The sequence below is a fragment of the Niveispirillum sp. FG148 genome, assembly GCF_057809655.1.
The window spans coordinates 150,634-163,701 of record NZ_JBMDKJ010000008.1 but is presented as its reverse complement, the minus strand read 5'-3'; the positions used below and the strand labels follow the sequence as shown (position 1 = coordinate 163,701).

The 13,068-nt window shown below is 66.1% G+C and carries 13 protein-coding genes; 11 read left to right on the top strand and 2 right to left on the bottom strand.

Translation table 11 applies throughout. The annotated features are described in order from the left end of the window. Window positions 1-364: 364 nt before the first annotated feature. From coaBC to ACODTW_RS11515, 7 genes are all read left to right on the top strand, one after another. On the top strand, window positions 365-1,597 hold the full coding sequence (coaBC, locus tag ACODTW_RS11545; protein WP_488946150.1) for a bifunctional phosphopantothenoylcysteine decarboxylase/phosphopantothenate--cysteine ligase CoaBC: 1,233 nt from the start codon (window positions 365-367) through the stop codon (window positions 1,595-1,597). Window positions 1,598-1,599: 2 nt separating this feature from the next. Next, the gene (gene dut, locus ACODTW_RS11540; RefSeq protein ID WP_488946149.1) at window positions 1,600-2,070 is read left to right on the top strand and encodes a dUTP diphosphatase; all 471 of its coding nucleotides are present in this window, start codon (window positions 1,600-1,602) and stop codon (window positions 2,068-2,070) included. Window positions 2,071-2,079: 9 nt separating this feature from the next. After that, window positions 2,080-2,535, top strand: coding sequence for an RrF2 family transcriptional regulator (locus tag ACODTW_RS11535; RefSeq protein WP_416574738.1), 456 nt, complete (start codon window positions 2,080-2,082; stop codon window positions 2,533-2,535). Window positions 2,536-2,741: 206 nt separating this feature from the next. Continuing rightward, a complete protein-coding gene (gene cysK / locus ACODTW_RS11530) occupies window positions 2,742-3,704 on the top strand; it encodes a cysteine synthase A (protein ID WP_488946148.1) in 963 nt (320 codons plus the stop codon). 49 nt (window positions 3,705-3,753) lie between these two features. After that, window positions 3,754-4,908 (top strand): energy transducer TonB, encoded by a 1,155-nt coding sequence (locus tag ACODTW_RS11525; protein WP_488946147.1) that lies wholly within the window; start codon window positions 3,754-3,756, stop codon window positions 4,906-4,908. Window positions 4,909-4,962: 54 nt separating this feature from the next. After that, window positions 4,963-5,508 carry a nucleotidyltransferase family protein gene (locus ACODTW_RS11520; protein WP_488946146.1) on the top strand — a complete coding sequence of 182 codons (546 nt, stop codon included), beginning with the start codon at window positions 4,963-4,965 and terminating at the stop codon, window positions 5,506-5,508. A 75-nt stretch (window positions 5,509-5,583) separates the two neighbouring features. Then, the gene (locus ACODTW_RS11515) at window positions 5,584-5,733 is read left to right on the top strand and encodes an entericidin A/B family lipoprotein (RefSeq protein ID WP_488946145.1); all 150 of its coding nucleotides are present in this window, start codon (window positions 5,584-5,586) and stop codon (window positions 5,731-5,733) included. A 107-nt stretch (window positions 5,734-5,840) separates the two neighbouring features. On the opposite strand, the gene clpB is transcribed toward ACODTW_RS11515, so the two are convergent. Continuing rightward, window positions 5,841-8,480: an ATP-dependent chaperone ClpB gene (gene clpB, locus ACODTW_RS11510; protein ID WP_488946208.1), complete on the bottom strand. Its 2,640-nt coding sequence runs from the start codon at window positions 8,478-8,480 to the stop codon at window positions 5,841-5,843. Window positions 8,481-8,644: 164 nt separating this feature from the next. Between clpB and ACODTW_RS11505 the strand changes: the two genes are divergently transcribed. The 3 genes from ACODTW_RS11505 (at window position 8,645) to ACODTW_RS11495 (ending at window position 11,160) form a co-directional block, all read left to right on the top strand. Then, entirely contained in the window at window positions 8,645-9,211 is a 567-nt protein-coding gene (locus tag ACODTW_RS11505) for a methylated-DNA--[protein]-cysteine S-methyltransferase (RefSeq protein WP_488946144.1), read from the top strand. Between the two features lie 90 nt (window positions 9,212-9,301). After that, window positions 9,302-10,075 carry an MOSC domain-containing protein gene (locus ACODTW_RS11500; protein WP_488946143.1) on the top strand — a complete coding sequence of 258 codons (774 nt, stop codon included), beginning with the start codon at window positions 9,302-9,304 and terminating at the stop codon, window positions 10,073-10,075. Window positions 10,076-10,206: 131 nt separating this feature from the next. Beyond that, on the top strand, window positions 10,207-11,160 hold the full coding sequence (locus tag ACODTW_RS11495; protein ID WP_488946142.1) for an acetyl-CoA carboxylase carboxyltransferase subunit alpha: 954 nt from the start codon (window positions 10,207-10,209) through the stop codon (window positions 11,158-11,160). 82 nt (window positions 11,161-11,242) lie between these two features. Here the strand turns inward: ACODTW_RS11495 and ACODTW_RS11490 are convergent, their stop codons facing one another. Beyond that, window positions 11,243-12,037, bottom strand: coding sequence for a DODA-type extradiol aromatic ring-opening family dioxygenase (locus tag ACODTW_RS11490; RefSeq protein ID WP_488946141.1), 795 nt, complete (start codon window positions 12,035-12,037; stop codon window positions 11,243-11,245). Window positions 12,038-12,154: 117 nt separating this feature from the next. Between ACODTW_RS11490 and ACODTW_RS11485 the strand changes: the two genes are divergently transcribed. Then, complete coding sequence (locus ACODTW_RS11485; RefSeq protein WP_488946140.1) at window positions 12,155-13,063, top strand: LysR family transcriptional regulator; 909 nt, start codon at window positions 12,155-12,157, stop codon at window positions 13,061-13,063. Window positions 13,064-13,068 lie beyond the last annotated feature (5 nt).

The window sequence follows — 13,068 nt, the reverse complement described above, 5'->3', positions numbered from 1 at the left end:
CCCATCCCATCTATGGCATCTCGCATCGCCCGCAAGGGTGCGGGTCCGGCGCGGCCGAGGAACAGCCAACACGAACGGTGCGGCCGGAGAATCCCCCGGTCGCGGATGATCGATATACATGCCCCGCCAACGGTTGGGAAGCGCATGCTTCTGGACAATCTGTCGCGTGGGGGCATCGATCACCCGGCACGAACGCATAGCCGCAGACTTGCATCGTCGCGCGTTTGGGAATATCCCTGATTTCACAGCTGTGCTGCCGTGCATTGTTGGCATTGCCCAGCCCCAATTCGCATAAATCCGTGCGGCGTTGGCCGCACCGACCGACGGGAATTGTCCCTTGACGGAAAAGCTGACGGAACAGCCAGTGACCGCCCTTCCCCTGTCCGGCCGCACCGTGCTGCTGATCGTGGCGGGGGGGATTGCGGCCTACAAGACGCCTGATCTGGTCCGCCGTCTGCGCGAGCGCGGCGCGGCCGTGCGCGTGGTCCTGACCGATGGCGGGGCGAAGTTCGTGACGCCGCTGACTCTGCAGGCCGTGTCGGAAGACAAAGTCTATCAGGATCTCTGGTCGCTGACCGACGAGTCGACCATGGGGCATATCCAACTGTCCCGCGCGGCGGATGTGGTGCTGGTGGCGCCGGCCACGGCCAATATCCTGGCCCGCATGGCCCATGGTCTGGCCGATGATCTGGCGACCACGGTGCTGCTGGCCACCGACAAGCCTGTGCTGGTGGCGCCGGCCATGAATGTGCGCATGTATGAACATGCCGCCACCCAGGCCAATCTGGCCCTGCTGGCATCGCGCGGGGTGGGCATCATCGGCCCGGACGAAGGGGCCATGGCCTGTGGCGAATATGGGCCGGGCCGCATGGTGGAACCGCTGGCCATCGTGGCCCGGCTGATCGACTGGTTTGCCGGGCGTGACGCGCCCAAGCCGCTGGCCGGACGCCATGCCCTGGTGACCAGCGGGCCCACGCATGAACCGATCGACCCCGTGCGCTATATCGCCAACCGGTCCAGTGGCAAGCAGGGCCATGCCGTGGCCGCCGCACTGGCCGCTTTGGGCGCGCGGGTGACCCTGGTCAGCGGGCCCGTGCGCCTGCCCGATCCGGCCGGGGTGAAGGTGGCGCCCGTGGAAACGGCGGCGGAGATGCTGGCGGCCTGTCAGTCTGCCTTGCCGGCCGATATCTTCGTTGCCGCTGCCGCCGTCGCTGACTGGCGCGTCGATGGGGCGGCGGGGCAGAAGCTGAAGAAGGATGGTGGCGGCCCGCCCAGCCTGAAACTGTCGGAAAATCCCGACATCCTGGCCACCCTGTCAGTCGCCGGCCCGCAACGCCCGACCCTTGTCATTGGTTTTGCTGCCGAAACGAATGATGTGGTGGCCTATGCGCGGGCCAAGCGGCTGCGCAAGGGTTGCGACTGGATCGTGGCCAATGATGTGTCGCCTGCCACCGGCACCTTTGGTGGCGACCGCAATTCCGTGCATGTCATCCGCGCCGATGGGGCGGAGGAAGCATGGACCGACCTGCCAAAAGCGGAGGTGGCGGCCCGTCTGGCCGCCGCCATCGCCAGTCATTTCGAAAACGGAAAGAAATAAGAATGTCAGAGATCAGCATTTCCATCCGCCGTCTGCCGCATGGCGCCGATCTGGCCCTGCCTTCCTATGCCACGGCCCTGTCGGCCGGCATGGACCTTCTGGCTGCCGTGGCCGCCCCCATTGTGCTGGCGCCCGGCGCCCGCGCCCTGGTGCCCACGGGCATCGCCATCGCCCTGCCGGCGGGGTTCGAGGCGCAGGTGCGCCCCCGGTCCGGCCTGGCGCTGAAGAATGGCATCACCGTCCTGAACAGCCCCGGCACCATTGATGCCGATTACCGGGGCGAGGTGGGGGTGATCCTGACCAACCAGTCCGACCTGCCCTTTACCGTCGAACGCGGCATGCGCATCGCCCAGATGGTGATCGCGCGGCATGAACGCGCGGTGTGGACCGAGGTGGAAAGCCTGGACGAGACGGAACGCGGGGCCGGTGGCTTCGGTTCCACGGGCATCAAGACGACCGGCACGAAAGGGTGAGGCCAGACCATGCTGCGCATATCCAAGAAACTGATGTTCGCCATCGAGACGGTGCTGGACATTGCCTACAATGCCGGCTCCGCCCCGGTGCAGTCGGCCGAGATCACCCAGCGCCAGGGCATTCCCAAGCGCTATCTTGAACAGGTGCTGCAGGCCCTGGTCCGGGCCGGCGTCCTGGCCGGCGTGCGCGGGCCCAAGGGCGGCTACCGCCTGGCCAAGGAACGCCGCCGCATCACGGTGGCGGAGATCGTGCGCGTCGTCCGCGCCCTGGAACAGGCCACTGACCCGATTGAGGAGGAGGTGGGCGCCGAACTGGGCCGCCAGGTCGTCCGCCCGCTTTGGGCCGAATTGCAGGAAGAGGTGATGGCGCGCCTGGAACAGACCAGCATCGAGGATCTGTGCGTGCGTGCCCATCAGGCCGGTGTGGCCAGTGAAGCGGCGTCCAAGCTGGATTTCAGCATTTGATCGTTCCGATCAAATGCTGCTTTCGCGTTCCCTCAGGCGCCGGGCGGCGGCATCCGCCGCCTTGGCTTACGCGACCATGGGGTCGCGGGCGCTCAATGCGCCAACCAACCTTGCAGGTTGGTAGACTGCTTTGACACCGCCGGTCGCGCCCTATATACACATCATTGACCCGGTATTTCCGATAAATACCACAATGGAGATGTGAAATGTCCGCCAGCCCTGAATTCCGTGGCAAGATCTATGACAGCATCCTGGACACGATCGGCGCCACGCCGCTGGTGCGGCTGAACCGGCTGGCGGCCAAGCATGGCGTCGTCGCCGATGTCGTCGCCAAGCTGGAATTCTTCAATCCGCTGTCCAGCGTGAAGGACCGTATCGGCAAGGCCCTGATCGAAGCGGCCGAGGCCGATGGCAAGATCGCGCCCGACCGCACCGTCCTGATCGAGCCGACATCGGGCAATACCGGCATCGCGCTGGCCTTCGTCGCCGCCGCCAAGGGCTATCGCCTGATCCTGACCATGCCGGAAAGCATGTCGATCGAACGGCGCAAGATGCTGAAGCTGCTGGGCGCCGAACTGGTGCTGACGCCAGCCCCGCAGGGCATGAAGGGCGCCATTGCCAAGGCGGAAGAACTGGTGGCCGCCACGCCCGGCGCCTATCTGCTGCAGCAATTCAAGAACCCGGCCAACCCGGCCATCCACCGCGCCACGACGGCCGAGGAAATCTGGAACGACACGGCGGGCAAGGCCGACATCCTGATTTCCGGTGTCGGCACCGGCGGCACCCTGACGGGCGTGGCCCAGGTGCTGAAGCAGCGCAAGCCCGGCTTCAAGGTCGTGGCGGTGGAGCCGGAGGACAGCCCCGTCCTGTCCGGCGGCCTGCCCGGCCCGCACAAGATCCAGGGCATCGGCGCCGGCTTCGTGCCCGATATCCTGGACAAGAACCTGATCGACGAGGTGCTGCGCATCTCCAACGTCCGCGCCTTTGAACTGTCGCGTGAGGCGGCGCGGACGGAAGGTATCGCGGCCGGCATCTCGTCGGGTGCGGCCCTGGCCGCTGCGTTCGAGGTGGGCGCACGGGCCGAGAACAAGGGCAAGCTGATCGTCGTCATCCTGCCCAGCTTCGCCGAGCGCTACCTGTCGACGGCCCTGTTCGAGGGTTTGGAGTAACGGATGTGGACGGGGTGCGGCCAGACTTCCGGCCCTGCCCCGTCCGATATTGCCAATATTAACTGTTGCATCATCCTCACGACTTACTAGCATCAGCAGCAGGGGACGTCGTGAGGGGCAGATGCGCCTTGTAATTGTGTCTGCTATTGCCGCCTGCGTGCTCGGGACCCTGCCGGTTCTGGCGCAGATCGATTCGTCGGCGAGCCGTATCCCGGTGCCGTTGCGGGGCACCGTCGCCGGGTTCGATTTCAAGTGCAATGGCAACCGATCGTACCCGGATATCGAAGCCAGGGGTGAGCGTGAAGGGTGGGTGAACCTGCGATTTACCTCGAAGGCCGATGGCAGCATTGCCGATATTGAGGTGATGAACCTTTTCGGCAGTCAGGATTTCGCCGAAGCGGCGGTGCGCGGCCTGGGGAAGTGCCGGATCATCAATCCACAACTGGAAAATGGCATTGCGGTGGATACCGCGAACGTCCCGTTTCGTTTTTTCTACAGGATCATGGCGCCGGACCGTCGGGGGACGCCCGGAATCGCCGCGCAGATGCAGACAGTGCAAGGCCTTATCGCCGCCGGCGATCTGAACGGGGCGGACGCGGCCCTGGATAAGGCCGAAGCCGACAGCACCCGCCTTTACGAATTTGCCAATATCTTGTTGCGGCGCGCGGCGATTATCGCCAAACGCGGCCGGCCCGACATGGCGCTTCGCTATATTGAGCAGATTCCGGGGGACTCCGTGCTGGCCACGGCCGAACGGGTTGAGCTTCTGCGGACGCGGCTGGGCCTGGAATTGTCCCTGGGGCTGGCTGCCGCCGCCGAGCAGACGGTAGAAAAATTGCAGCAGGCGGGGGGCGATCTGAAGGGAGATCCCTTGCAGGACGCGCTGACGCGGCTGCGCGCGATCCGTCAATCCGGTCAGCCGCTGGCCGTGTCCGGCCGCATTTCGGCCGAATGTCGGCCCTTTGTCTGTGATCCGGCCCGGCCGGACTGGTCCTACATCCCCAGCCATCGCACACTGTCGCTGACCGATGTGAAGGGGCGGGTGGACACGGTATCCATCCGCTGTGATCGCAAGACATACGCGGCAAAGGCCGCGGCGGATGTCACCTGGACCATTCCCGCCAAATGGGGGAACTGCCGTTTCTCCGTCAGTGGTGAACCGGGAACGACCTTCACCCTGATTGACGAGACGCCGCCCGGATAAACGGGAAACGGAAGGGCTGGTGCAGAAGGCGGGGCGCTGGGTAGGATCGGCGCCATGACCCCCGACGACCTGCGCACCCTGGCCCTGGCCAACCCCGTGAACGCCGCTATCCTGGAGAGGCTGCCCACCCTGGGGCTGGATCAGGCTTTCCTGGTGGCGGGCTGTCTCTATCAGGCGGTCTGGAACGCGCGCGACGGACGGTCCGCCGGCTGGGGCGTCAAGGATTACGACATTTTCTATTTTGATGCCGATACCAGCTACGCGGCGGAGGATGTTGCCATCCGTCGGGCCGCCGCCCTGTTTGCCGATCTGGGGGTAGAGGTTGAACTGCGCAATCAGGCGCGGGTTCATCTCTGGTATCCGCAGCGCTTCGGTCGGGCCATCCGGCCGCTGACCAGCACGCGTGACGGGATCGAGGGGTTTCTGGTCCAATGCACCTGCATCGGCCTGACTCCGGATGGCGCGGTGTACGCGCCCTATGGCCTGGATGATCTGGCAGCCGGTATCCTGCGCCCCAATCCCCGCACGGACAATCCACCCCAGTACCGGGCCAAGGTCGAAAGCTATGTCGCGCGCTGGCCCTGGTTGCGGGAAGGGTAGGGGGAACAAACCACGGCGTCGGACTGTTCAGCCTTTGTCCGCCGGCATTGCCCGGCATCGTGAAGAGAGGCTGTCATGAAGAAGCGCCCCCTGGCCGTTGCCGCCCCCTTGCTGCTGTCACTGCTGGCCCTGTCTGCCTGCAATACGGTGGAAGGGGTCGGCAAGGACGTGAAGTCCGGCGGCAAGGCCATCGAGAACACGGCCCAGGATGCCAAGAACAAATAGGACCCGGCAGGGGCGCGGGCCCGGCCGGGTCCCTCGCGGGTCGCAGCCGGGTCGCTGACGGTCGGAACCTGGGGCCGGTCCACCCGCCCCCAGGTTCAACCTGTCTGTCAATGCAGCGTCTTGGCCTGACCCCAGGCGCTTTCGCCGGCGGCCGGCATGGGGCCATGGGCCGGTTCGCCCTGGATCAGCAGGCCATCCGCGTTGGCATCCACCTTGACCGGCGTGCCGGGCGCGACCCTTCCTTCCAGGATGCGGCTGGCCAGCGGGTTCTGAAGCTCCCGCTGGATCACCCGCTTCAGCGGCCGGGCGCCATAGACGGGGTCATAGCCCTTTTCCGCCAGCCATTCCCTGGCCGCCGGGGTCAGTTCCAGGGCCAGCTCCCGGTCGGCCAGCATCTTGGTCAGGCGACCCAGCTGCACCTCCACGATCCCCGTCATATTGCCGCGCGACAGGCGGTGGAAGATCAGGATCTCGTCCAGACGGTTCAGGAATTCCGGCCGGAAGGACCCACGCACCACTTCCATCACCTGCGCCCGCGCGGCCGAACTGTCCTCCCCATCCGGCAGGCTGGCCAGGAATTCGGAGCCCAGGTTGGAGGTCATGATGATCAGCGTGTTGCGGAAATCCACCGTGCGGCCCTGACCATCGGTCAGACGGCCGTCATCCAGCACCTGCAGCAGGATGTTGAACACGTCAGGATGGGCCTTTTCCACCTCGTCGAACAGCACGACCTGATAGGGCCGGCGGCGCACGGCTTCGGTCAGCGCCCCGCCCTCATCATACCCGACATAGCCCGGGGGCGCGCCGATCATACGGCTGACCGCGTGCTTTTCCATATATTCGGACATGTCGAGCCGGACCATCGCCGTCTCGTCATCGAACAGGAATTCAGCCAGCGCCTTGGTCAGCTCCGTCTTGCCCACGCCCGTGGGGCCGAGGAACAGGAAGCTGCCGATGGGGCGGTTGGGGTCCTGCAACCCGGCGCGCGACCGGCGGACGGCGTTGGCCACGGCCACGACCGCTTCCTCCTGCCCGATGACGCGGCTGCCCAGATGGCTTTCCATCTTCAACAGCTTCTCGCGCTCGCCGGTCAGCATCTTGTCCATGGGGATGCCGGTCCAGCGGCTGACCACGGACGCGATATCCTGTTCGCGCACGGCCTCGTTCAGCATGCGGTTCTGGCTGGCGGCCTCGGCATTGGTCAGGCGCTTCTCCAGGTCCGGGATGCGGCCATAGGTGATCTCACCCGCCCGCGCCCAGTCGCCCGACCGCTGCGCCTGTTCCAGTTCGGCCCTGGCGCGGTCCAGTTCCTCCTTCAGCTTCTGGGCACTGGTCAGCGTGTCCTTTTCCGCCTGCCACTGCGCAGTCAGGGTACCGGACTTCTGCTCCAACTCGGCCAACTCGCCTTCCAGCTTCTCCAGCCGGTCCTTCGATGCCTGGTCGGTCTCCCGCTTCAGCGCCTCGCGCTCGATCTTCAACTGGATGATGCGGCGGTCCAGCTCGTCGATGGCTTCCGGCTTGCTGTCCACGATCATGCGCAGGCGGCTGGCCGCCTCGTCGATCAGGTCGATGGCCTTGTCGGGCAGGAACCGGTCGGTGATATAGCGGTTGGACAGCGTGGCGGCCGACACGATGGCGCTGTCGGTGATACGCACGCCGTGGTGCAGTTCATACTTCTCCTTCAGCCCGCGCAGGATGGAGATCGTGTCCTCCACCGTGGGTTCGGCCACGAAGACGGGCTGGAACCGGCGGGCCAGCGCCGCGTCCTTCTCGATATATTTGCGATATTCGTCCAGCGTCGTGGCGCCCACGCAATGCAGCTCGCCGCGCGACAAGGCGGGCTTCAGCATGTTGGACGCATCCATGGCGCCATCGGCCTTGCCGGCCCCGACCAGGGTATGCAACTCGTCGATAAAGACGATGACCTCACCCGCCGCCGACTGAATTTCCGACAGCACGGCCTTCAGCCGTTCCTCGAACTCGCCCCGGAACTTGGCACCGGCCACCAGGGCGCCCAGATCCAGCGACAGCAGCCGCTTGGATTTCAGCCCCTCCGGCACGTCGCCATTGATGATGCGCAGCGCCAGCCCTTCGACGATGGCGGTCTTGCCCACGCCGGGTTCGCCGATCAGCACGGGGTTGTTCTTGGTCCGGCGGGCCAGCACCTGGATGGTGCGGCGGATTTCCTCGTCACGGCCGATGACGGGGTCCAGCTTGCCGTCGCGCGCGGCCTGGGTCAGGTCGCGGGCGTATTTCTTCAGGGCGTCATAGCCCTGTTCGGCCGACGCGCTGTCGGCCGTGCGGCCCTTGCGCAGGCTGTTGATGGCTTCGTTCAGCTTCTGCGGCGTCACGCCGGCATCGGAAAGGGCCTTGGCAGCGTCCGTCCCGGTGGTCAGGGTCAGGGCCAGCAGCAGCCGTTCGACGGTGACGAAGCTGTCCCCGGCCTTCTTGGCCAGTTCAGACGCCTGATCGAAGACGCGGGCCAGTTCGCGGGTCACGAAAAGCTGCGTGCCCCCACCACCTTCCACCTTGGGCAGCTTGCGCAGGGCGGCATCGACGCCGGCTTCTGCCGTCTTGGCCGTGCCGCCGGCACTGGCGATCAGGTTGGCGGCCATGCCCTCCTGGTCTTCCAGCAGCGCCTTCAGAAGATGTTCGGGCGTCAGCTGCTGATGGCCGGCGCGCACCGCCGCCCCCTGCGCCGCCTGGATGAAACCCTGGGCGCGTTCGGTGTAATTCTTGAAGTCCATATTCATATGCTCCCCAACATTGCCCCCATCGTCCCCGCTGGGCCCGACGAATGCGATGATCCACGTCATGTGCGATCCGGGAGGATCGATTTGGATGTGGGGCGGGGTGATGATGGTCACAAGGGGATCGTGACGCGAAAAGTTGCAACCGCTATCCTGCCCCGATGGAAACGCCCCGCTATCACCTGTTCGACACGGCCCTTGGCCCCTGCGGCATCGCCTGGGGTCCCGATGGTCTGCTGGCCGTGCGCCTGCCGGCCGTGGAGGGGGGCGATCTGGCCAGCCGCCTGCGCAAGGCCGTGCCGGGAGCGGAGCCAGGGGAACCGGACGCGGCCACCGCCGCCGCCATCGCCGGCATCCGGGCGCTGCTGTCGGGGGAGAAGCGGGACCTGCTGGAGGTCCGGCTGGATATGGCGGCCACCGGCCCCTTCGACCGCGCCGTCTATGCCATTGCGCGGGCCATCCCGCCCGGGCGCACCCTGACCTATGGCGAGGTGGGCAGGCGTCTGCCGCCGGACGTGCTGGGCGGGATGCCCGCGCACACTGTTCCCCGCGCCGTGGGCCAGTCGCTGGGACGCAATCCCTGGCCCATCGTGGTGCCCTGTCACCGGGTCATGGCGGCCGGTGGCGGCACGGGCGGCTTTTCAGCACCCGGTGGGGTGGATACCAAACTGACCCTGCTGCGCATCGAGGGGGCGGCGCTGCCTGCCCAGCAACTGGGCCTGTTCTGATGTTTCCGTCACCGAACATCTGCCATGAAATCAAATTACCGAAATCACCCGTTGGATATGTTGCGTTGCGACCTGTCCAATGGGTAATCTATGGGCATCATGTCCGCCACGCTCGACGCCATCCATTATTATCCGGTCAAGGGGCTTTCGGCCCAGACGCTGACGCAGGTTTCCCTGACGCCCGGCGGCTGCCTGCCACATGACCGCCGTTTCGCCATCCTGCACCGGGCGACGCAGTTCGACCCGCTGGAACCGGCCTGGAAACCCAAGACGAATTTCCTGGTCCTGCTGCGGGATGAGAAGCTGGCCACCCTGCAGGCGGATTTCGATCCCGACACCTGCATGCTGGAACTGAAGCGCGGCGGCAAGCGTGTGGCACGCGGGCGCATCGACACGGCCACGGGCCGGCTGCTGATCGATCAGTTCCTGTCGGCCTATATGACCGGTGCCGCCGTGCCCGGCCCCTACAAGATTGTGGAAAGCCCCGGCCATAATTTCACCGACATCCCGGACAAGGCCGTGTCCCTGATCAATCTGGCCTCGGTCAAGGATATCGGCCGGGTGACACAGCGCCCCGTTGATCCCCTGCGCTTCCGCGCCAACCTGCATCTGGCCGGTCTGGGCCCTTGGGCGGAAATGGGCTGGGTCGACAGGCGCATCGCCATCGGCGACACGGTGCTGTCCGTGTTCAAGACCACCACCCGCTGCGCGGCGGTGGAGGTGAACCCCGCCAATGGCGAACGTGACATGGCCCTGCTGAAGGCGCTGAAAAGCGGTTTCGATCATGTCGTCTGCGGCGTCTATGCCCGCGTGGAACAGGGCGGCACCATTAAGGCCGGCGATCCCGTGCGCTTGCTGGATTAATGCCCCCTGGGATGAAGGCCTTCCGTAACGGAAACTGCCTCAGCCCACCTCTGCGCACGCACACTATGGCCCTCGGCCCCATCTCATGCTAATCAGCCCGCTTCAGTGCCAAGGGCGGAACAGTCACGTCGATGCATTTCCTGGAATTCGAAAAGCCGATCGCGGAGCTGGAATCCAAGATCGAGGAGCTGCGCCACCTTGCCGATGGCGGCGACCTGAACATCGCTGACGAGGTGAAGAAGCTTCAGGACAAGGTGGACAAGCTGCTGCGCGCCACCTATGCCAAGCTGACCCCGGCGCAGAAGGTGCAGGTGGCACGCCACCCCAACCGGCCGCATTGCCTTGACTATGTCGAGGCGCTGATCACCGACTTCACGCCGCTGGCCGGCGATCGCCTGTTCGGGGAGGATCGCGCCGTCATCGGCGGGCTGGGCCGTTTCCGCGGCCGTTCCGTCGTCGTGATCGGGCAGGAAAAGGGTAACGATACCGAAAGCCGCGTGCGGCACAATTTCGGCATGGCCAAGCCTGAGGGCTATCGCAAGGCCCAGCGCCTGATGGCCATGGCCGACCGGTTCGGCCTGCCCGTGATCTCGCTGGTCGATACGGCCGGCGCCTTCCCCGGTGTGTCGGCCGAAGAACGCGGTCAGGCGGAAGCCATCGCCAAGTCAATCGAAAGCTGCCTGCGTCTGACCGTGCCCATGGTGTCGACCATCATCGGCGAGGGCGGATCGGGCGGGGCCATTGCCATCGCTGCCGCCGACCGCGTGCTAATGCTGGAACATTCGATCTATTCGGTGATTTCGCCGGAAGGCTGCGCGTCGATCCTGTGGCGGTCGGCCACCAATGCCGCCGACGCGGCCCAGGCCCTGCGCCTTACGGCACAGGACCTGAAGGAACTGGGCGTCATCGACCGTGTGGTGATGGAGCCGATCGGCGGTGCCCATCGCCGCCAGGAAGAGACGATCAGCGCCCTGGGCAACGCCATCGAGGATGCGCTGGAAGGTCTGCGCGGCCAGGACGGTGCCACGCTGCGCCAGAACCGCCGCCAGAAGTTCCTGGATATGGGCCAGAAGGGCCTGGGCTGACGCCCCGACCTTTTGCATGCGGTACGAATAAAGGGCAGGTTGGCGCGTCCAACCTGCCCTTTTTCTTGGGCCCCCGCCTCAATCAATCGAAGCGGAAGCCCGACAGGGCCGTGCGCATCACGACCTCGCCATAGATCTTCCGTCCCGGTTCGGTGCTGGCCCCTGCCGCCACCATCAGCGGCAGCAGATGTTCCTCCCGAGGGTGTGAGAAACGGCCGCCCGGCGCCTGCGCCCAGCCGGCCAGGGCCTGGGCCCGACCAGCCGCATCCTGTTCCACAGCCCCGGTCAGCCAGGCGTCGAAGGCCTGCGACATGGGCGTGGCGCGCGGGTCGCCGTAGGCGCGCATGTTATGGAAGCTCATGCCCGAGCCGACGATCAGCACGCCTTCGTCGCGCAAAGGGGCGAGCGCCCGGCCCACCGCGACATGCAGGGCCGGGTCCAGCGACCGGTCCAGCGCCATTTCCACCACGGGAATGTCCGCATCGGGGAAGGCCACCTTCAGCGGGATGAAAACGCCATGGTCCAGGCCGCGATCGGCATCGACCTTGGCCGCAAAGCCGGCCTTGGTCAGCAGGTCCACGGCACGGGCCGCCAGTTCCGGCGCCCCCGGCGCGTCATAGCGCAGTTCATAGGTGTGGGCCGGAAAGCCGTAATAATCATAGACCAGCGACGGCGCCTTGGCGGATGTGAAGGCGAAGCCCTTTTCCTCCCAATGGCCGGACACGACCAGGATGGCCGTGGGCCGTTCCGGCAGGCTGTCGGCCAGATGGCGCAGGAAATCGCCCATGCCCTTCCACATGCCGTGCGGGTCATCCATGAAGAAGCAGGGCCCACCCCCATGGGGGATGAACAGGGCGGGCTGGCGGTGCGCGGTCATCAAATCCTCCGCAGACAGGGTGTCTGTTTCTCAAGACCTAAGATAGGCACGCGGTCCCGCCAGATAACTGATAATGTTTTGCAGAAGATCATCTGATTATCTGATGGAGTTGCGGCGATGGATGCCCTGTCGCTGGACCAGTTCCTGGTCTTCGTCACGGTCGCCGATGCGGGCGGCTTTTCCGCTGCCGCCCGACAGCTGAACCGCGCGCAATCGGCCGTCACCTACAGCATCGCCAAGCTGGAGGATCAGGTGCAGGTGACGCTGTTCGACCGCAGCGCCTATCGCCCGATCCTGAGCCCGGCGGGTGCGGCCCTGCTGCCGCGCGCCCGGCGGGTGCTGGCGGAGGTGGACGCCTTCCGCGCCCAGGCGGTGGGGTTGCGCCGGGGGCTGGAGGCGGAACTGGCCATCGTCATCGACAGCATGGTGCCCATGACCCTGGCCGTGTCCATGCTGGGCGGGTTGCAGCGGCAATTCCCGTCGGTGCGCACCCGGGTGCTGGTGGAAACGCTGGGCGCGGCATCCCAGGCGGTGATCGGCGGGGCGGCGGAAATCGGCATCGTCACCGCCTTTGCCAGCGACACGCCGGCCCTGGTCCGTGCACCGATCGGGGAAATCGGGCTGGTGCCGGTGGCGGCCCCCGCCCATCCGCTGGCCAGTCTGGCCCGACCCCTGACGGAAGATGACCTGCGCGACCATCTGCAACTGGTGCTGACCGACCGGTCGGAGATGACGGAAGGACGGGATTATGGTGTCGCCGCCACCACCACCTGGCGCATCGCCGATCTGGGGGCCAAGCACGCGTTGCTGTTGGCGGGACTGGGCTGGGGCAGCATGCCGCTGCATATGGTGCAGGCCGATATCGCGGCGGGGCGGCTGGTGACCTTGCCCGTACGCAGCTGGGACGGGGCCGCCGGCATGCCGCGCCTGCCGCTGGTCACCATCCGCCGCGCCGATCAGGCCCCGGGGCCGGCCGGGCAATGGTTCCTGGAACAGGCCGAACGGACGGGCGTGCGAGGGCTGTAACCTCC